23 protein-coding genes and 1 other RNA gene are annotated in these 16,826 nt (G+C 63.2%); 10 read left to right on the forward strand and 14 right to left on the reverse strand.

The genetic code is table 11. The features are described from left to right. Nucleotides 1-25 precede the first annotated feature (25 nt). Nucleotides 26-529: a sterol desaturase family protein gene (locus D618_RS0115135; RefSeq protein ID WP_017672380.1), complete on the reverse strand. Its 504-nt coding sequence runs from the start codon at nucleotides 527-529 to the stop codon at nucleotides 26-28. A gap of 142 nt (nucleotides 530-671) precedes the next feature. Here D618_RS0115135 and leuC point away from each other — a divergent pair, with 142 nt between their 5' ends. The 8 genes from leuC to grxD all read left to right on the forward strand — a co-directional run bounded on the left by leuC (nucleotide 672) and on the right by grxD (nucleotide 5,880). Continuing rightward, nucleotides 672-2,099, forward strand: a complete 1,428-nt coding sequence (leuC, locus tag D618_RS0115140; RefSeq protein WP_017672381.1) for a 3-isopropylmalate dehydratase large subunit — start codon at nucleotides 672-674, stop codon at nucleotides 2,097-2,099. Nucleotides 2,100-2,172: 73 nt separating this feature from the next. Beyond that, complete coding sequence (locus D618_RS0115145) at nucleotides 2,173-3,012, forward strand: N-acyl homoserine lactonase family protein (RefSeq protein WP_017672382.1); 840 nt, start codon at nucleotides 2,173-2,175, stop codon at nucleotides 3,010-3,012. A 6-nt stretch (nucleotides 3,013-3,018) separates the two neighbouring features. Then, nucleotides 3,019-3,204, forward strand: coding sequence for a hypothetical protein (locus D618_RS18620; RefSeq protein ID WP_017672383.1), 186 nt, complete (start codon nucleotides 3,019-3,021; stop codon nucleotides 3,202-3,204). Beyond that, nucleotides 3,191-3,784: a 3-isopropylmalate dehydratase small subunit gene (gene leuD, locus D618_RS0115155; protein WP_017672384.1), complete on the forward strand. Its 594-nt coding sequence runs from the start codon at nucleotides 3,191-3,193 to the stop codon at nucleotides 3,782-3,784. The genes D618_RS18620 and leuD overlap by 14 nt, the downstream gene beginning before the upstream one ends. 63 nt (nucleotides 3,785-3,847) lie before the next feature. Further along, a complete protein-coding gene (locus D618_RS0115160; protein ID WP_017672385.1) occupies nucleotides 3,848-4,843 on the forward strand; it encodes an NADPH:quinone oxidoreductase family protein in 996 nt (331 codons plus the stop codon). Between the two features lie 106 nt (nucleotides 4,844-4,949). Beyond that, nucleotides 4,950-5,276 carry a DUF1476 domain-containing protein gene (locus D618_RS0115165; protein ID WP_017672386.1) on the forward strand — a complete coding sequence of 109 codons (327 nt, stop codon included), beginning with the start codon at nucleotides 4,950-4,952 and terminating at the stop codon, nucleotides 5,274-5,276. 3 nt (nucleotides 5,277-5,279) lie between these two features. Continuing rightward, nucleotides 5,280-5,513: a BolA/IbaG family iron-sulfur metabolism protein gene (locus tag D618_RS0115170; protein ID WP_026091736.1), complete on the forward strand. Its 234-nt coding sequence runs from the start codon at nucleotides 5,280-5,282 to the stop codon at nucleotides 5,511-5,513. Between the two features lie 34 nt (nucleotides 5,514-5,547). Then, nucleotides 5,548-5,880 (forward strand): Grx4 family monothiol glutaredoxin, encoded by a 333-nt coding sequence (grxD, locus tag D618_RS0115175; RefSeq protein ID WP_017672388.1) that lies wholly within the window; start codon nucleotides 5,548-5,550, stop codon nucleotides 5,878-5,880. Nucleotides 5,881-5,919: 39 nt separating this feature from the next. Here grxD and rarD read toward each other — a convergent pair whose 3' ends face one another. Together rarD and D618_RS0115185 are read right to left on the reverse strand one after the other, a co-directional pair. After that, nucleotides 5,920-6,825 (reverse strand): EamA family transporter RarD, encoded by a 906-nt coding sequence (gene rarD, locus D618_RS0115180; protein WP_017672389.1) that lies wholly within the window; start codon nucleotides 6,823-6,825, stop codon nucleotides 5,920-5,922. A 9-nt stretch (nucleotides 6,826-6,834) separates the two neighbouring features. Beyond that, a complete protein-coding gene (locus D618_RS0115185) occupies nucleotides 6,835-7,056 on the reverse strand; it encodes a hypothetical protein (RefSeq protein ID WP_017672390.1) in 222 nt (73 codons plus the stop codon). A gap of 191 nt (nucleotides 7,057-7,247) precedes the next feature. On the opposite strand from D618_RS0115185, the gene D618_RS0115190 reads away from it, so the two are divergent. Further along, nucleotides 7,248-7,631, forward strand: coding sequence for a glycine zipper 2TM domain-containing protein (locus D618_RS0115190; RefSeq protein WP_026091737.1), 384 nt, complete (start codon nucleotides 7,248-7,250; stop codon nucleotides 7,629-7,631). Between the two features lie 93 nt (nucleotides 7,632-7,724). Here the strand turns inward: D618_RS0115190 and D618_RS0115195 are convergent, their stop codons facing one another. The 3 genes from D618_RS0115195 to D618_RS0115205 form a co-directional block, all read right to left on the reverse strand. Continuing rightward, complete coding sequence (locus tag D618_RS0115195) at nucleotides 7,725-8,018, reverse strand: hypothetical protein (RefSeq protein WP_017672392.1); 294 nt, start codon at nucleotides 8,016-8,018, stop codon at nucleotides 7,725-7,727. A 30-nt stretch (nucleotides 8,019-8,048) separates the two neighbouring features. Continuing rightward, on the reverse strand, nucleotides 8,049-8,591 hold the full coding sequence (locus D618_RS0115200; protein ID WP_026091738.1) for a J domain-containing protein: 543 nt from the start codon (nucleotides 8,589-8,591) through the stop codon (nucleotides 8,049-8,051). 67 nt (nucleotides 8,592-8,658) lie between these two features. Further along, nucleotides 8,659-9,030 (reverse strand): nuclear transport factor 2 family protein, encoded by a 372-nt coding sequence (locus D618_RS0115205; protein WP_017672394.1) that lies wholly within the window; start codon nucleotides 9,028-9,030, stop codon nucleotides 8,659-8,661. Nucleotides 9,031-9,179: 149 nt separating this feature from the next. Between D618_RS0115205 and D618_RS0115210 the strand changes: the two genes are divergently transcribed. Next, nucleotides 9,180-9,371, forward strand: a complete 192-nt coding sequence (locus D618_RS0115210) for a hypothetical protein (RefSeq protein ID WP_017672395.1) — start codon at nucleotides 9,180-9,182, stop codon at nucleotides 9,369-9,371. Nucleotides 9,372-9,404: 33 nt separating this feature from the next. Here the strand turns inward: D618_RS0115210 and rnpB are convergent. From rnpB to D618_RS0115245, 8 genes are all read right to left on the reverse strand, one after another. Then, nucleotides 9,405-9,807: RNase P RNA component class A (gene rnpB / locus D618_RS19150), an RNA gene on the reverse strand. Between the two features lie 37 nt (nucleotides 9,808-9,844). Further along, nucleotides 9,845-10,480 carry an N-acetylmuramoyl-L-alanine amidase gene (locus D618_RS0115215; protein WP_081590547.1) on the reverse strand — a complete coding sequence of 212 codons (636 nt, stop codon included), beginning with the start codon at nucleotides 10,478-10,480 and terminating at the stop codon, nucleotides 9,845-9,847. Nucleotides 10,481-10,527: 47 nt separating this feature from the next. After that, nucleotides 10,528-11,472 carry a DMT family transporter gene (locus tag D618_RS0115220; protein WP_017672397.1) on the reverse strand — a complete coding sequence of 315 codons (945 nt, stop codon included), beginning with the start codon at nucleotides 11,470-11,472 and terminating at the stop codon, nucleotides 10,528-10,530. A gap of 76 nt (nucleotides 11,473-11,548) precedes the next feature. Beyond that, a complete protein-coding gene (locus tag D618_RS0115225; RefSeq protein WP_017672398.1) occupies nucleotides 11,549-12,418 on the reverse strand; it encodes a protein-glutamate O-methyltransferase CheR in 870 nt (289 codons plus the stop codon). Beyond that, nucleotides 12,415-13,509 (reverse strand): chemotaxis protein CheB, encoded by a 1,095-nt coding sequence (locus D618_RS0115230; RefSeq protein ID WP_081590543.1) that lies wholly within the window; start codon nucleotides 13,507-13,509, stop codon nucleotides 12,415-12,417. Before D618_RS0115230 ends, D618_RS0115225 begins: the two co-directional genes overlap by 4 nt. 28 nt (nucleotides 13,510-13,537) lie before the next feature. Beyond that, a complete protein-coding gene (locus D618_RS0115235) occupies nucleotides 13,538-13,903 on the reverse strand; it encodes a response regulator (RefSeq protein ID WP_017672400.1) in 366 nt (121 codons plus the stop codon). Nucleotides 13,904-14,014: 111 nt separating this feature from the next. Next, the gene (locus tag D618_RS0115240) at nucleotides 14,015-14,449 is read right to left on the reverse strand and encodes a chemotaxis protein CheW (protein WP_017672401.1); all 435 of its coding nucleotides are present in this window, start codon (nucleotides 14,447-14,449) and stop codon (nucleotides 14,015-14,017) included. Further along, entirely contained in the window at nucleotides 14,446-16,824 is a 2,379-nt protein-coding gene (locus D618_RS0115245; RefSeq protein ID WP_040370896.1) for a chemotaxis protein CheA, read from the reverse strand. Before D618_RS0115245 ends, D618_RS0115240 begins: the two co-directional genes overlap by 4 nt. Nucleotides 16,825-16,826: the final 2 nt, after the last annotated feature.

Below are 16,826 nucleotides of genomic sequence, written 5' to 3' on the forward strand. Positions count from 1 at the left end.
GGGGGAGGGCTTATGGAATCGTTGATTAGTTCGCCCCCACCGAATCGCGCACGACGGCAATCCCCGCCTCGCGCTGGCGCTTCAGCTCCTGCTTCAGCTTCACCGGGTCCTCGGCGACGATGAAGCCGAAGCTCACCCCGCCTTCCTTGCCGATCGTCGCGTGGTGCAGCTTGTGCGCCTGGACCAGGCGCTTGGCATAGCCGCTCTTGGGCACCCAGCGGAAATAGCGCTGATGGACCAGGCCGTCATGGATCAGCGTGTAGATCGCGCCGTAGATCATTACGCCGATGCCCATCCAGGTCGCCGGCTCCCACAGCCACGCTCCGATGATGAACAGGCTGATCGACAGCGCCGACCCCACGATGGCGTAGAGGTCGTTCTTCTCGAGCAGGTTGTCGTGCGGCTCGTGATGGTCGCGGTGCCAGCCCCAGCCCCAGCCGTGCATCACGTATTTATGGCTCCACCACGCCACGAATTCCATGAACGCGACGGAGGCGACAACGATGCCGAGGTTGATCAGAGCTTGCATGCCACCAGAATAGGCGCATTCGCATGCCGATTGAAGAGGTCATATTGTCCTGGTTGCATTGGCAACCAAATCCGCGCTGGATTTGCCTTGCCGCATCTGCCAATCGGCCTGCAAAGATCGGTCAAAAGGGGTAATTTGCGCGATGGCTCTGGCAAAAACGCTCTACGAGAAAATCTGGGATGCGCATGTCGTCGATCAGCGCGACGATGGCACCGCGATCATCTTCATCGATCGCCACCTCGTGCACGAAGTGACCAGCCCGCAGGCGTTCGAGGGACTGCGCATGGCCGGACGCAAGGTGCGTCGGCCGGATCTGACGCTCGCCGTGCCCGATCACAATGTGCCCACCACCGCGCGGGTCGATGCCGCGGGCAACCGTCTGCCGATCGCCGACCCCGAAAGCCGCGCGCAGCTCGAAGCGCTGGAGCGCAACGCGCCCGCGTTCGGCGTGCCCTATATCGAGGCGACCGACATTCGCCAGGGCATCGTCCATGTCATCGGGCCCGAACAGGGCTTCACGCTTCCCGGCTGCACCATGGTGTGCGGCGATAGCCACACCGCCGCGCATGGCGCGCTGGGCGCGCTGGCGTTCGGCATCGGCACGTCCGAGGTCGAGCACGTGCTGGCGACGCAGACGCTGCAGCTCAAGCGGTCGAAATCGATGGAAATCCGCGTCGAGGGCGACCTGCCGCCGGGCGTCAGCCCCAAGGACCTGATCCTGCACATCATCGGCCAGATCGGCGCTGCCGGTGGCACCGGCCATGTCGTCGAATATCGGGGCCGCGTGTTCGAGCAGATGTCGGTCGAAGGACGGCTGACGATCGCCAACATGTCGATCGAGGCGGGCGCACGCGCCGGTCTGATCGCGCCGGATTATACGACATTTGCCTATCTGAAAGGTCGCCCGATGGCGCCCAAGGGGGCCGATTGGGACGCGGCGGTCGCTTATTGGCGCACGCTGCACACCGATCACGGCGCACAGTTCGACAAGAGCGTTGTCATCGACGCCGCCGATATCGCGCCTTCGGTTACCTGGGGCACAAGCCCTGAAGACGTCGTGCCGATCACCGGCATGATCCCCGATCCCGAAAGCTTTGCCGATGCGTCCAAGCGCGCCGCTGCGCAGAAATCGCTCGATTACATGGGGCTGTCTGCAGGCACGCCGCTCACCGAAGTCCCGGTCGAGCATATCTTCATCGGCAGCTGCACCAACAGCCGCATCGAGGATCTGCGTGCCGCAGCGGCCGTGCTGAAAGGTCGCCGCAATGCGCCAGGCATCAAGTCTGCTCTGGTCGTGCCGGGCTCTGGCCTGGTCAAGCGCCAGGCCGAGGACGAAGGGCTAGACCGCATCTTCATCGAAGCAGGCTTCGAATGGCGCGAGCCGGGCTGCTCGGCGTGTCTGGGCATGAACCCCGACAAGGTACCCGCTGGCGAGCGCTGCGCCTCGACCTCGAACCGCAATTTCGTCGGTCGCCAGGGTCCTGGCGCGCGCACCCATCTGGTGTCGCCCGCCATGGCTGCCGCTGCGGCGGTCACCGGGCGGCTCAGCGACGTTCGCGCGCTGGTCTGATCGAACAGGGGCTTGCCGCAGCGGCCAGGCTGGCCGACGATGCGGCAAGACCTGCAACAGGAGTGCAATTCAAATGCGCAAGTCGATGTTCTGCCTGGCAATCGCCGCCAGCCTGTCTGTCTTCACCCCCGCTGCCGCGCAGCAGGCGGATATGCAGCTGTGGCGACTCGATTGCGGTTCGGTCGCGGCCAACGACCTCAACGCCTTTTCCGACACGCAGGCCTATACCGGCCAGTCGAAGCGGCTGGCTAGCAGCTGCTACCTGATCCGCCATGGCACAGACTATCTGCTGTGGGATACCGGGCTTCCTGCCGCGATGAAGGGCAAGCCGCTCGACCCCAAGGCGGCGATGGATGCAACCGTGACCGCGACGATCAAGGAGCAGCTGGCGCAGATCAACGTTGATCCGGCGCAGATCAAATATGTCGGTGTCAGCCACTATCATTTCGATCATATCGGCCAGCTTGCCGATTTTCCCGGAGCCACGCTCCTCGTCGGCAAGCAGGACTGGCAGGTGGTGACCACCGATCCGGCCAGCTATGGCGCGGATCCCAAGCCGTTCGAGCCCTGGATCAAGGGTGGCAGCAAGGTGGAAGCAGTCGCGAACGACAAGGACATCTTTGGCGACGGCTCGGTCACGATGCTGCGCCTGCCGGGCCATACGCCCGGACACAACGGCCTTCTGGTGCGATTGAAGGGCAAGAAGGCCATGCTGCTGACCGGTGATCTGGCGCATTTCAAGGAGAATTACTCCAGTAACGGTGTGCCCACCTTCAACTTCGATCGGGCGCAGACGCTGGCTTCGCTTGACCGGTTCAAGAAACTGGCCGACAATCTCAATGCGACAGTCATCATTCAGCACGAGCCGGCCGACATCAAGAAGTTGCCGGCATTTCCCCAAGCGGCGGAGTAACAGAACGTGACCAAGGACAAGAAAAGCGGCTGGTCCAACCAGGCCATGGCCGGGGCAGCCGTAGGGTCGGCGGCGCTCGCTGCGGCCCTGCTGTACGTCGGCAAGCAATTCACCAAGCCCAAGACCGATGCGCCAGCCAAGCCGGAAGAACCCGGCGCCGAAGCGACCGAGGGCCCCCATGCAACCGATTGAGCGTGTCGAGGGCCGGGCCATCCCGTTTGGCCGCAAGAATGTCGATACCGATATCATCATCCCGGCGCAGTGGCTGAAGACCATCAGCCGCGAGGGCCTCGGTCAGGGCGCGTTCGAATCGGTGCGCGCCGAACCCGGCAATATCTTCGACGATCCCGAGTTCGCCCGTGCGCCGATCCTGATCGCGGGCGACAATTTCGGTTGCGGGTCGAGCCGCGAACATGCCGCATGGGCGTTGATCGATCTCGGCATCACGGCGGTCATCGCCCCCAGCTTTTCGGACATCTTTTCCAGCAACGCGTTCAAGAACGGCATCCTGACCGTCGTGCTGCCGCAGGAGGCTGTCGATCGGCTCATGGAGGTCGCGGCGACCGACCCGATCCATATCGATCTGGAAAGCCAGACCGTCACCACGCCGTTTCAGGACCGTTTCACCTTCGAGATCGACCCGTTCCGCAAGACCTGCCTGATGCAGGGGCTCGACGAAATCGGCCTGACCTTGGGCAAGGCAGACGCGATCAGCGCCTATGAGCAGCAAGTCAGCGCGCAGCGCCCGTGGCTGGTGCCCGCAACCGCCTGAACCCGTTGATCCCGCGAAGACGGGACGGCGGCCCATCAAACAGAAACATGGAGAGAGCCTGAAATGAAAGCCCTTTTGTCGACTGCCCCCGGCGGACCCGATACGCTGGCGATGACCGAAATCGACGCGCCGCTCGCCGGCTCCGGCGAGCTTCTGGTCGCGGTGAAGGCGTGTTCGATCAACTTCCCCGACGCGCTGATCATCAAGGACATGTATCAGCTCAAGCCCCAGCGTCCGTTCGCACCGGGCAGCGAGATTGCAGGGATCGTCGAAGCGGTGGGCGAGGGCGTGTCCGGCTGGGCAGTGGGTGATCGCGTCATTGCGGGCACGGGCTTTGGCGGCCTCGTTGAAAAGAAGGTCGTAGCAGCAGCGGGCGCGTACAGGCTGCCCGATCAGTTCAGCTTCGAACAGGGCGCATCGCTGCTGATGACCTATGGCACCTCGATCCACGCGCTCAAGGATCGCGGCCATATCAAGCCCGGCGATACGCTGCTGGTGCTAGGAGCTGCAGGCGGCGTGGGTCTTGCCGCTGTGGAACTCGGCAAGGCCTATGGCGCGCGCGTTGTGGCGGGCGTTTCCAGCGAGGCGAAGGCACAGGCCGCGCGCGAATCGGGCGCGGATGAGGTGGTGGTCTATGGCCGCCAGCCGTTCGACAAGGACCAGTCCAAGGCCCTGGCGAATGCCTTCAAGGATGCGGTCGGCCCCAATGGCGCGGATATCGTCTATGATGCGGTCGGCGGCGATTATAGCGAGCCTGCAGTGCGTGCGATGGCATGGGAAGGCCGCTTTCTGGTGGTGGGCTTCCCGGCTGGCATCGCCAAGCTGCCGCTCAACCTCACGCTGCTCAAGAGCTGCGATGTCTGCGGCGTGTTCTGGGGCGCTTTTGCCGCGCGCGAACCGCAGCGCAACGCTGCCAACATCGCCGAACTGTTCGACCTTTGGGCGGCGGGCAAGATTTCCCCGCGCATTTCGGAAACCTTCAGCTTCGAAAATGCACCGCAGGCGATTGCCCGGCTTGAAAACCGTGAGGCCATCGGCAAGCTTGTCGTGACGATGTAACCAGCAGGATCGTGCGGTTTCGCGCTTGCCGCTAGGGCGTGCTGGCCCTATGCGCTAACGCCAGACCTGCATGACCAACCCAGTTTTTGACCAATGAAGGGCCGACATGAACAGTTTCACTGATCGCGAACGCGCGTTCGAAGCCAAGTTTGCAGCCGACGAAGACCTTCAGTTCCGCATCACCGCGCGGCGTAACCGCCTGGTCGGCCACTGGGCCGCACAGCAGATGGGCCTGACGCCCGAAGAGACCGAAGCCTATGCCAAGTCGGTCGTTCAGGCCGATTTCGAAGAGGCCGGCGATGAGGACGTGATCCGCAAGCTGCTGGGCGATCTGGTATCGGCCGGTGTCGATATCGACGAGATGGGCGTGCGCACCGCGCTGGAGGCCCAAATGGTCGAGGCACGCCGCCAGTATATCGAAGAGGCGAACTGAGCCATGCCGATGGCCGCCGCCGATATCGAGGCTCTGATCAAGGCAGGCATCCCCGATGCCGACGTCACGATCACCGATCTGGCGGGCGATGGCGACCATTATGCCGCGCATGTGGTGGCTGAAAGTTTTCGCCCGCTGACGCGCGTTGCCCGGCAGCGCGCCGTCTATGCCGCGCTGGGTGGCCGGATGGGCGGAGAACTGCATGCCTTGCAACTGACCACGGCTCTTCCCAGCTAATTGGCATGATCTGCATATTCACGGAGCTGAACCCATGACCGACACCGCCAACGCGCGCATCGCTGAAATCGTCCAGGCCAACGACGTCCTGCTGTTCATGAAAGGTACGCCGCTGTTCCCGCAGTGCGGCTTTTCGAGCAAGGCCATTGCCATTCTCGACCATCTGGGCGTGGATTACGAGAGCGTCGATGTCCTGCAGGACATGGAAATCCGCCAGGGCATCAAGGAATTTTCCGATTGGCCGACCATTCCCCAGCTCTATGTGAAGGGTGAATTCGTCGGCGGATCGGACATCATGATGGAAATGTTCGAAGCCGGTGAGCTTCAGGCGATGATGCAGGAAAAGGGCCTCGTCGGCGCGGGCTGACCTGACCCAAGACCCTCCCCCAAGGGGGAGGGTTTTTCCTTACCTCGCGGCCGCAAGCCGCGCATCGCGTGAACGCCTCACGCTATCCCCGCAGAAGATCGCCACCGCGCTCCAGATGAGCGCAAAGCAGATCGCATGCGCGCGAGTAAACGGTTCGTCATAGACGAACACGCCCAGCACGAACTGGATAGTCGGGCCGATGAACTGGATGAAGCCCAGCGTCGAGAGCGGCATCTTGCGTGCAGCGCTGGCAAACAGCAGCAGCGGCAGTGTCGTCATCACGCCGCCCGCGATCAGAAACGCATCGGTATATCCTGAATAGCCAAAGCCCGGCGTCGGGTCGTACAGCGCCGCCCAAAGGGCATAGCCGATCGCCAGCGGCAGCATCAGCGCGGTTTCGCAGGCAAGGCCCGGCAGCGACCCCACCGGGGCCATCTTGCGGACCATGCCATACAGCCCGAAGGTGGCTGCTAGGGACAGGCTGATCCAGATCGATGCCAGCGACTCGCTGGCCAGCACCAGCACGCCCGCAGCGGCCAGCGCGATCGCGACCAACTGCGTGCGGTTCATTTTTTCGCTGAAGAAGACGACGCCCAGCGCCACGTTGATCAGCGGGTTGATGTAATAGCCAAGGCTGCCGGCCAGGATATGGTTGTTGGCGACCGCCCAGATGTAGATCAGCCAGTTTGCCCCGATCAGCGCGGTGCTCGCCAGCATGAACCGCCGGGTCCGGGGATCGGAAATGGCCGTGCGGAACTCGCCGAGGCTCTTGCGCACCCACAGGATCGCCAGCACCAGGATGACCGACCACACGACGCGGTGTGCGACGATCTCCGCCGGGGATATGCCCTGCAGCTGTTTGAAGAACAGCGGCATGAAGCCCCAGATGGTGTAGGCGCCCACCGCTTCGGGCAGGCCCTTCAATCGTTCGCTATCACCGCTCATCGCGGCGAATTAGAGAATGCCGCCGCCCAGAGATAGCCGGATAATGCAGATCACCAGCACAATCAGGCACAAATTGCGCCCGGTGTTGCTGCTGGACAGAAATCCGAGCAGCACGCCGAGCAGCGCAATCGGCACGATCAGCCAGTTGAGCGCACCCAGCAGGGGTATGAAGGCAGGGATCGCGAGCAGCAGCGCGACGACCCCGATGATGATGGAAAGAATGTTCAGCATGTGTCTTATATGGATAAGACAGCGCAAGGTTGCAAGCAAAACAACGGCTCGTCGCGCCAGAACCTCGGTTCGACCTCATATGGCCCCGATTCAGCACCGTTGTATTCTGTTCATGAAACCGGGGGCGAGGATGAATGTTGTTAGCGTTGAGCCGGGACAAACCGCCCGGAGCAATCAGTGGAGATACCATCATGTTGAACCTTGCCCTTGCCAGTGCAGCTGCCCTGTTGAGCCCGGCGCCTGCCCCCGCCCCCGTGCTTGCATTGCCGACGACCTTCCAGACGCAGGAAGTTGCCCAGTTCGACCGTGGCGAGCGCCGCGCCTATCGTGAAGGCCGCCGCGATGCGCGCCGCCAGGCGCGCTATGAGGGCCGCTACTGGCGTGGCGATGACGGCCGTTATCGCTGCCAGCGCAGCAACGGCACCACCGGCCTGCTGGTCGGTGCAGGTGTCGGCGCGCTGCTGGGCAATGAGATCGCCGGCCGTGGTGACAAGACGCTGGGTGCCGTTATCGGTGGCCTGGGCGGTGCAGCCGCAGGCCGCGCCATCGATCGCAGCCGGGTCAGCTGCCGCTAAGCTTTGATACGCACTACCCTTGCATCATGCGAAAGGGCCTCTTCCGGCAACGGGAGGGGCCTTTTTGTATCGGGAACACGGGGGAGGCGGGGGTCAGGTCAACTCTTCGGCCAGCCGGTCGATATCGGCATCTTCGCGCACGATCCGCCAGCTGTCGGGGTGGCGGGTATCGATCAGCACGACCCCCTTCTTGGGGCAGATATCGACGCAGGGGACTTCGATCACCCCGAGCCTGGCCTTGCGCCCCTTTCCGCCCGGCAGTCTCCGCTTGAGAGCCTTGGCGAGCGAGGGGTCGCCTTCTGGCCCGAAGCTGGCTTTTGCGCGCTTCTGGCATTTCTTGCACACAAGGATCGCATGCGACCAGTTGGCGCGAATTTCGCTTTTCATGGGGAAGCAGATAGGGACAGGCAGAGACGTTTACACGCCCTTCCAGGTCTTTCTTTCCTCGGCGCTACGCAGCACCGCATAGGCCGCCTGGATCGCCTGGAACCGCTGGGCGGCGTCCTTGTCGTTCTGGTTGGTGTCGGGATGGTTGGCCTTGGCTAGGCGACGATAGGCCTTCTTGATCTCGTCGAACTCGCTATGCGCATTGCATTCCAGCACATCGAGCGCGCGCATCTCGTCGCGCGAACGGCTGCCATCGCCAGAGCCCGCCCATTCGTTGAACACCGATTCGCGATAGCCAGAGGTATCACGCTTTTCCTCGGCGGCGCGTGCTGCGGCCTCTTCCTTGTCGAGCCCGGCGAAATAGTCCCAGCCCTGGTTGTATTCAGCTGCGTGCTTTTCGCAGAAATACCAGCGGTCGGGGCTGTTGGGCGATTTGGGCGCGGGGCACTTGCCCGCTTCGGTGCAATTGTGCCGGTCGCACAGGCGCACGGTCTGCGCCTCGCGCGAAGACCCGTAGCCGCGCCAGCGCGGGAATCCCCAGTCCGTGGATCGTCTGCCTGCCATGCGTGTCATCTAGCGATGCTGGGCGGGCAGGGCTAGTCCCCTGCTGGGTAACGTGGGGTTTGCCCGAAGGCGGGGGTCAGAACACCAGGCTGCCACGGCGCTCTGCAAACAGCCATATGCCGTCGTGCAGTTCCAGGCGATCGTGAAAATCGCCCACCAGCGTCTTGTCGGCCATGTACAGCACGACATAGCTGTGCGCCCGCGCCTCGGTGTCTGAAATGATGTCGACAATCGTGTTCGCCATCACATGCCGGGTGACGCGTTTGGGGCGGTCGCGAAAGAACGCATGGATATTGTCGCGGCCGATCACCGGAGCATCGGGCTCGCTGGGCCGGGCAAAGCTGCCGCCGGCGGTGAACATCGCCGCCAGCCCATCGGCATCATGGGCGTCGTTGAGCATGGCGAACCGCCGGATCTGCAGTTCTATGGCCCATGCAATGTCGTTCATTTTCGGTTTCCTCGGCTGACAGAGCTTTCCCCTTATCGACCGCCAATGTCGTTTGTCGAACGCTAAGGGTCTTGAAAGGATTGATCGGCTAGCTATCTCGCGTCTGCAGCATAGATTGCATATCAAGACGTTTCTTAGGATTTTCCGCAATGAGCCGCCAGCTGATGTTTTCTGCCATGCTGTCCATCGCCATGATGGCAACCTACGTGCTGGGTTCGCAGGCGTATGCCGGCGATGATGCAGCCCAGGATTTTGCCGAGTGCACGCTCGATGAGCTCGAACAATCGCCAGCCGCCGTCGATTATTCGGTGCCGTCGAAGCTGGTGCTGGCTGCGCTGTGAGCTTCGCGCGTCACCGCGGCTGAATTCAGAAAAATTGCCAGAGGGTCTGTAAGCCGGGTTCTGTCCTGACCGTTGCCGGTCATGGGCAGCCATTCCTCTAGGCGGGGCATTGCTGCACCGCTCAAGCAACCAACCCGGGCGGCAAGGGGCCGAAACACCCCTGGGACGCGCCTCTGCAAGCAGAAACCGTATCGCCAAATCCGCCCCTATTCGGTCTTGCTCCGGATGGGGTTTACCATGCCGCGAACCATTGCTGGCCGCGCGGTGCGCTCTTACCGCACCCTTTCAATGTTACCGGGCCGAAGCCTTGGCAACCTGCTTTCTGTTGCACTGTCCCTGGGGTCGCCCCCGCCGGGCGTTACCCGGCATCCTTGTTTCGTGGAGCCCGGACTTTCCTCGCGCCATTTGCATGACCCGCGGCTGCCCGACCCTCTGGCAGAAGCGGCCCTAGCGGCGAACCTGCCTGAACGCAATCAGCGGTAACGGCCCGCGTCGCGGTCCAGCAGCAGCGAGAACAGGATGGCGCGGCATTCGCCATCGACCTCGCCGGTGATCGTGCCGGGGCGCCAGCGGCGCTGGAATGCGGTCGTGGCGGCGCGCCCATCGGAAATGTCATAGCCGAAGCGTTCGAGCGCGAGCAAAAACGCGCCGTCGCTCCAGTACGGATCGACCAGCCGCCCGTCGGGGATCGGCAGCGCCAGGCGCACCCGCGCCAGCCTTTGCCAGTCGAACAGTTCGCCCGGATCCTGCTTGCGCGCGGGCGCGACATCGCTGTGCCCCACCACGTTCGCGCGCGGGATGCCGTGGCGATCGACGATCTCCGCCACCAGCGGGATCAGCGCCGACATCTGCTCTTCGGGGAAGGGGCGATAGCCGAACTCGTGGCCGGGATTGACGATCTCGATGCCGATGCTGGCGCTGTTGACGTCGGTGATGCCGCGCCAGTGCGCGCGGCCTGCGTGCCAGGCGCGGTTGGCCTCATCGACCATGCGGATGATCTGGCCATCTTCGGTCACGACATAATGCGCAGAGACCTTGGAATCGGGATTGGCCAGCCAGTCGATCGCCGAGGGCGCATCCTGCATGCCGGTGTAATGCAGCACCAGCATCGTGATCGGCAGCGAGCGCTCGTCAAAATTCGGTGACGGGTTGTCGATCAAGACCTGGTGCCCTCCTTCATCAGCCGCGCTTCGGCCAGCATCCGCGATCTTTGCGCGTTGCGGATGGCCACGATAGAGACGCCGACGAGCGCGATCAATCCACCTGCAATCATCAGCGGGGTGAGCGGCGTGCCGAACCACCAGGTCGCAAAGGCCACCGAGATGACAGGGGTGGGGATCGTCAGCGGACTGACCGTGGAGACGCTGTGCCGCTGAAGCAGCCAAACCATCGCGCCGTGGCCGCCGATGCTCGAGCCAAGCGCCGCGTAGATGGTCCAGGCATAGGTTTCCATGCTGAGGTGCGGCAGCATCGCCATGCCATTGGGCTCGAGCAGCAACGCGAAGGGCAGGATCACCAGCGATCCGATCAGCCCCATCCAGCCGCTGATGTTGAGCACGCCGATGCCGCCCAGATTGCGCTGGATCAGCGTCGCGATCGCCCAGATCAGCGACCCGCACGCGGAAATGGCGATCGCTGGCAACTCGCTGGCCACCTTGGGATCGAAGACCAGCAGCACCACGCCGAACAGCGCCAACAGGATGCCGATCAGGCGCGGCACGCCAATCTTTTCCTTCAGGAAAACCACCGCCAGCATCAGCGAGAAAGGCACGCCCAGTTGCCCTGCGATGGCCAGCGCGCTGACATTGGTGCTGACCTTGAGCGACAGGCCGATGGCGACATAGAACAGTCCGCCGCTGAGCACGCCCAACACGCCGATCAACCGCATCCGGCCTGGAACGATCCGCAGGAATGGAAGGCACACGACGGCGACGATCGCCTGGCGCAGAAACGCACCGGGCAGTGCGCCTGCACTGTCCACGGCAGATTTCATCGCGATGATGTTGAAGCCCCAGAGCAGCATCATCGCCACGGCCACGGCCCAGTCGAGCCGGCCAAAGCCGCGTTCGGGCGGATCAGTCAGGGACGAATCAGGCTGCATGGCCGTTGGCATAGTGCAAATGCCCGGACAGGACAGCTATTTGCTGCGTTTGCGAACAAACAGCCGGGCAAATAGATCAGTCGAAGGGGGCCGGCAGGCTGGACTTGCCGGTGCGGCCCGGCACCGCCTTGCAAAACAGCCCGCGCATCTCGCGCGTGGCGGAGAACAGATCGGTCTGGCTCAACACGGACTCGGCCGCACCCAGCATCAGCAGGCCATCATCTTCCAGCGATCGTTCCAGCTTGGCATACGCAATCGACCGCGTTTCCGGCCCGAAATACATCAGCACATTGCGGCACAGGATCACGTCGAACTTGCCGAGATCGGTACGCGGCTTGAGGATGTTTTCCTGCTGAAAGCGAACCATTTTCTGCAAGGCCGGATCGATCACCCAATCTTCCCCATCCTGCGAGAAGTAGCGCAGCATGTAATCGACCGACAGGCCACGCTGAATTTCGAACTGGCTGTAGCGGCCCGCCTTGGCGCGTTCGATGACCGTCGCCGAGATATCGGTTCCGACGATCTCAATGGTCCAGTCGGTCCATTTGTCGCGCTCGCTGTGGAACAGCATGGCGACCGAATACGCCTCCTGTCCGGTCGATGTCCCGGCGCACCATATCCGCAGCGTCTTTTGCTGGCTGCGGCGTTCTCGCAAGGTGGGAAAGGCTTCGGACCGCAACGACGCGAACAGCGCGGTATCGCGGAAGAAGAAGCTTTCGTTGTTCAACATTGCCTCAAGCGATTCCTGCAGCAGGCTTTCATTGTCCGGATCGGAAAGGACCGCGACCAGAGCGTCGAGATCGGGAATGGCATGCTGCTTGAGCAGCGGGGCGAGCGCGGTCTGGATTCGCCAGTAGCGGCTCGGCGCGATCTGCTGGCCTGTGCGCGCTTCCAGCAGCCCTGCAAGTATGCGGGTGGCGCTGGCGGCAGGGGGAGAGTGTATCATGTGTCCTCCAGCCAGCAATCGGCCATGAAGCGGGCAATTCCGGTGGGCGGCAGGATGACGCTGGCAAGGCCCGCGCGGGCAACGGCACCCGGCATTCCCCAGATCGTGCTGGATTGCACATCCTGAACGTAGATAGGGGCGCCCGTTTCAGCGAGGGCATGAGCGCCGTTGATGCCATCTGAACCCATGCCGCTGAGCATGATGCCTACACCGCTGGCGCCAAAGCACCGCGCGACCGACTCCAGCATCGGGTCGACCGAGGGCAGGTAGGCGGTATTGGGCCAGGCAGGCAGCAGCAGCATCCGGACCTGCCCGTTGTGGCGTTCCAGCCCCAGATGGGCATCGCCCGGTGCGCAGTAGATGTGCCCCCGTTCCAATTTGCCGCGATGCGTCGCAAGCCGCGCCGGGCGCAGGCCCAGGTCGTCGATATGCCGCGCGAAATGCGGCATGAATTCGGTTGGCAGATGCTGCGTGATCAAGATTGGTGCGGTGATGCGCGGGTCCAGCGCCGTCAGCAGTTCATGGATCGCGGAGATGCCGCCCGTGGAAGATCCGATGGCAATGCAGTGCAGCGGGCAGGGCGGAACAACCCGGCGGGCCAGAACCACGGGCACCGTTTCACGCCGCGTCAGCCGCGCCTCGGCCAGGAGCTGCAGCCGTGTATGAAACGCGGCGATAAAATCCTGCGGGTAAAACTGGCGATCCGGCTTGGCCAGGGTATCGCTGGCCCCCAGAGCCAGAGCCTTGATCACCACCTGATCCCCGGTACCGCAATGCGATGACAGCACCAGAACCTTGGCATCGTGGCTCGCCTCCAGCAGGTCGGGCAGGGCATCCAGACCGTCGCGGTGCGGCATCTCGATGTCGAGAATGATGATGTCGACGCCATTGTCGGCCAGATAGGCGAGTGCTGCTTCAGCCGAGGCCACGCTTGCAGCCACGCAAAAGCCGGGCAGGGCTTCGACAATCCGCTGGACGATCGAGCGCGTGACAAGGCTGTCGTCGACAATCAGCACCCGGCTGTTTGCAGCGACGGCTTCAGCCCTCCGCAGGCCAGTGCGTGCGGTGGCCAGATGTCCTGACCCTGTCATGCTATCTGCCCTCCCCCCGTCGCGCAGATCAGGCGCAGCCGACGATCTGGAGCTTGCTGTGAAGGGTCTCGCGGTCGAACGGTTTCATGACATATTCGTCTGCACCCGCTTCGATCGCTGCCTGAATGTGGCCGCGTCCGTTTTCGGTGGTGCAAAAGACAACCTTGGGGGTTGCGCCGCCTTCGACCTGACGCAACGCGCAGAGGAATTCCATTCCACCCATAACCGGCATGTTCCAGTCCAGCAGCACCACATCGGGCATCGCGCGACCGCAATGTTCAAGCGCTTCGCTGCCATCAGCGGCTTCGGAAACGGTGAAATCAAGCGTTTCAAGAATGTGCCGGGCGACCTTGCGGATCACCTTGCTGTCATCGACGACCAGACACGTTTTCATCAAAGCTGCCTCCCAGCGACATGCTTGCCGCAGTGCAAGTGTAGGGGCGATTGGTAATCAGCAGCTTAACGGAAATGCCTTTGCAGTGAACGTTCATCCGCAAAAGCCGGGTCAAGCCGCACGCCGGGTGGATGGGTTCACCAGATACTCCGGGTCGATCATGAGGTAGGTGGCATCGGCAACCTGAAGCAGTCCACGGCCAATGTCGCTCCATCCGGCGGGCAGCTGACCGGGCAGCGGCATGGCCTGGCCCGTCATCTGGACGACGTCGAGCACATCGTCGACCAGCAGCCCATAGCTGCAGCCTCCGATATTGACGACGATCGCGGGCTGGCCGGGAACGAGGTCGATCGGCTCGCCGGTCACGAAGAACTGGCAATCGATCAGCGTCAGCACGCGGCTGCGCAGCGCGAACAGCCCGGAAATGAAGGGGGCTGCAGACGGTACAGGAACCGATTCGCGGACCTTGACCACGCTGTCGACCTGGTTGGTGGGCAAGGCCACCGTTTCGCCTGCGATGACGGCGATCAGATAGAGGTTGTTCATCCCGCTTGCCTCGTCTGCCCGGCGATCAGGCGGCCCAGCAGCGCCGCGCGGTCGTAGCGATAGATGGTGTCGCAATCCTGACCCGTGCTGCTGATCGAATCGCTCAGCCGGATGATCTGGCCGCGCAAGGCAACAGGAGCGGGCGCGGCATCGCCAACGATGATGCTGATGACCGCGTCCACACCGTCATCATCGGCATCGGCAGAGGTCAGGATCGGGCGATAGCCAGCGGCGGCGACCAGTGGAGCCAGGATGTTGCGCGTCCACGGATCGTCCTGGCCGATCAGCCGGCAGGCAGGGCGCTCGGACTCGCTCGGCGCACCGCCTTGCGAGCTGAAGATCCAGTGCACGTCGAGCACTTCAAGCTGCAGATCGCCCAGCAGTGCGATCCCGCCGACCAGACCGGGCCTGGGTGCAGGCTCGACCTTGGCGGGTAGCCGGACGATATCGATCACGTCATCGACCGAATACATCAGTTGCATCCGGCCATCGGTGAGGTGGAGCAGCTTGACATGGGACTCGGCGGGCACGGCCGACAGGCCGATGACCGGACGGCTTTCGCCATCGATGCTCACCCGGACCTGCCCCGCCGCTATGGCGAGCCGATCGGTGGAAACGTCCTCGACGCGTTCGACGGCGCTCAGCGCGATCAGCCGCAAATCCCCGCTCGTCTCGCGGAACAGCAATGCCGAGCCGCCATCGGGAACGGGGGTGGCCTGCGCGTCTTCGCCTGTCGATGGATCGAGCCGTCCGCGTTCGTTGAGCTGTGCCCGGTGGGCGAGGCCCAATGGATCGAGCAGCAACATCGGGCGGCCGTTGTCGGGCAATGTCGTCCCCGCATACAGGCCGTCGGCCATGATCACCGGCGCGCCTGGCCGCACGACCAGTTCTTCGTGATCGATGACCTCTTCGACACCCAGCGCATAGCGCAGATCAGAGGCGGCGTTGACCGTGATGATGGTGCGATAGCTGCTCGAAGGATCGGGGTTCAGCTCCAGCCCCAGCAGCGTTTCCAGCGCGACATAGGGCAGGCACTCACCGCGAATATGGGCGAGGTCGCAACCGCCGACCTGCTGAATGCGGACCTGGTTGTTTGTATCGAAAAGGATTTCGCGGATTGCAGAGCGTGGCATCGCGAACTCCTGACCACCGGCCCGCACCGTCAGGCACGGGATGATGGTCAAGGTCAGCGGCACCCGCAGGATGACCCGCAGCCCCTTGCCGGGGTTGTTCTCCAGATCGATCGAACCACCGATCCGTTCGATGTTCGATCGCACGACATCCATGCCGACACCGCGACCGGAGACCGCCGTCACGCTGTCTGCTGTTGAAAGGCCGGGGGCGAAGATCAGCTCCAGCCTGGCGCGTTCGCTCAGCGCGTTGATTTCGGCTGCATTGCGCACCTTGGATGTCAGAGCGCGCGACATCAGCTTGTCGGTATCGATACCCCGGCCGTCATCGGCAATTTCGATGAGAATCTGGTTGCCCGACTGGCGCGCCGAAATGTTCAGGCGGCCTGTCTCGGGCTTGCCGATGATCCGGCGGGCCGCAGGCGATTCGATGCCATGGTCGATCGAGTTGCGGATGATGTGGGTCAGCGGATCGCGGATCATCTCGATCATCTCGCGGTCCAGCTCGACATTGTTGCCCGACGTGCGCAAATCGACCTGCTTGCCCAGGTCCGCACACAGATCCCGCACCAGCCGCGGCATCGGCGAGAAGATGCGTTCGATCCGCTGCATCCGGGTCTGGCCGATCGCGTCGCGCATATCGGCGATGCAGGCAGACAGCCGCTCGAAGGCGTTGTCCAGCGACGCGCCATTCTGCTCGTCGCGCAGGCACCGGGCAACCTCGTTGCGCGCCAGCACCATGTCCGACACGCCGTTCATCAGATGGTCGATCAGGTCGAGGGGGACGCGGATCGAGCGGATGGCTTGCCTGCGCGCTGCGCCTCTGGCGTCATCGGGCAGCGGGGCAGCCTTGGGCTGGGCGATTTCGAGAGGTTCGTCGGAGCGACCCAGTGCGGCGATCAGGTCTGCGTCGCTGCCATCGGGCAGCGCCTCGCCCGTTTCCATGACGATGATCAGCTCACCGATCCGGTCGATGACAGCCAGAACCGCATCGACCAGCGCTGCAGAAGCCTCGCGCCTGCCATCGCGGACCTGCGCCAGCACATCTTCGGCGGCATGGCTCAGCCGCTCGAAGCGCGGCAGGTTGAGGAAGCCGCAGCTGCCCTTGACCGTGTGGACGAAGCGGAAGATGCTGGCCAAACGCTCGCTGTCCTGCGGGTCCTGCTCCCAGAGCACAAGTTCGCTGGCCAACGCATCGAGCGTTTCACGGGTCTCAGCAATAAATTCCTGTACCAGGTCGTCCATCG

The organism is Blastomonas sp. AAP53, assembly GCF_000331245.1.
Taxonomy (GTDB): Bacteria; Pseudomonadota; Alphaproteobacteria; order Sphingomonadales; family Sphingomonadaceae; genus Blastomonas.

Bases quoted from the DNA above. Each gene is read 5' to 3' on its own strand.
- D618_RS0115135 (WP_017672380.1), bottom strand. From the start codon at position 529: ATGCAAGCTCTGATCAACCTCGGCATCGTTGTCGCCTCCGTCGCGTTC.
- leuC (WP_017672381.1), top strand. From the start codon at position 672: ATGGCTCTGGCAAAAACGCTCTACGAGAAAATCTGGGATGCGCATGTC.
- D618_RS0115145 (WP_017672382.1), top strand. From the start codon at position 2,173: ATGCGCAAGTCGATGTTCTGCCTGGCAATCGCCGCCAGCCTGTCTGTC.
- leuD (WP_017672384.1), top strand. From the start codon at position 3,191: ATGCAACCGATTGAGCGTGTCGAGGGCCGGGCCATCCCGTTTGGCCGC.
- D618_RS0115160 (WP_017672385.1), top strand. From the start codon at position 3,848: ATGAAAGCCCTTTTGTCGACTGCCCCCGGCGGACCCGATACGCTGGCG.
- D618_RS0115165 (WP_017672386.1), top strand. From the start codon at position 4,950: ATGAACAGTTTCACTGATCGCGAACGCGCGTTCGAAGCCAAGTTTGCA.
- D618_RS0115170 (WP_026091736.1), top strand. From the start codon at position 5,280: ATGCCGATGGCCGCCGCCGATATCGAGGCTCTGATCAAGGCAGGCATC.
- grxD (WP_017672388.1), top strand. From the start codon at position 5,548: ATGACCGACACCGCCAACGCGCGCATCGCTGAAATCGTCCAGGCCAAC.
- rarD (WP_017672389.1), bottom strand. From the start codon at position 6,825: ATGAGCGGTGATAGCGAACGATTGAAGGGCCTGCCCGAAGCGGTGGGC.
- D618_RS0115185 (WP_017672390.1), bottom strand. From the start codon at position 7,056: ATGCTGAACATTCTTTCCATCATCATCGGGGTCGTCGCGCTGCTGCTC.
- D618_RS0115190 (WP_026091737.1), top strand. From the start codon at position 7,248: ATGTTGAACCTTGCCCTTGCCAGTGCAGCTGCCCTGTTGAGCCCGGCG.
- D618_RS0115195 (WP_017672392.1), bottom strand. From the start codon at position 8,018: ATGAAAAGCGAAATTCGCGCCAACTGGTCGCATGCGATCCTTGTGTGC.
- D618_RS0115200 (WP_026091738.1), bottom strand. From the start codon at position 8,591: ATGACACGCATGGCAGGCAGACGATCCACGGACTGGGGATTCCCGCGC.
- D618_RS0115205 (WP_017672394.1), bottom strand. From the start codon at position 9,030: ATGAACGACATTGCATGGGCCATAGAACTGCAGATCCGGCGGTTCGCC.
- D618_RS0115210 (WP_017672395.1), top strand. From the start codon at position 9,180: ATGAGCCGCCAGCTGATGTTTTCTGCCATGCTGTCCATCGCCATGATG.
- D618_RS0115215 (WP_081590547.1), bottom strand. From the start codon at position 10,480: ATGCTGGTGCTGCATTACACCGGCATGCAGGATGCGCCCTCGGCGATC.
- D618_RS0115220 (WP_017672397.1), bottom strand. From the start codon at position 11,472: ATGCAGCCTGATTCGTCCCTGACTGATCCGCCCGAACGCGGCTTTGGC.
- D618_RS0115225 (WP_017672398.1), bottom strand. From the start codon at position 12,418: ATGATACACTCTCCCCCTGCCGCCAGCGCCACCCGCATACTTGCAGGG.
- D618_RS0115230 (WP_081590543.1), bottom strand. From the start codon at position 13,509: ATGACAGGGTCAGGACATCTGGCCACCGCACGCACTGGCCTGCGGAGG.
- D618_RS0115235 (WP_017672400.1), bottom strand. From the start codon at position 13,903: ATGAAAACGTGTCTGGTCGTCGATGACAGCAAGGTGATCCGCAAGGTC.
- D618_RS0115240 (WP_017672401.1), bottom strand. From the start codon at position 14,449: ATGAACAACCTCTATCTGATCGCCGTCATCGCAGGCGAAACGGTGGCC.
- D618_RS0115245 (WP_040370896.1), bottom strand. From the start codon at position 16,824: ATGGACGACCTGGTACAGGAATTTATTGCTGAGACCCGTGAAACGCTC.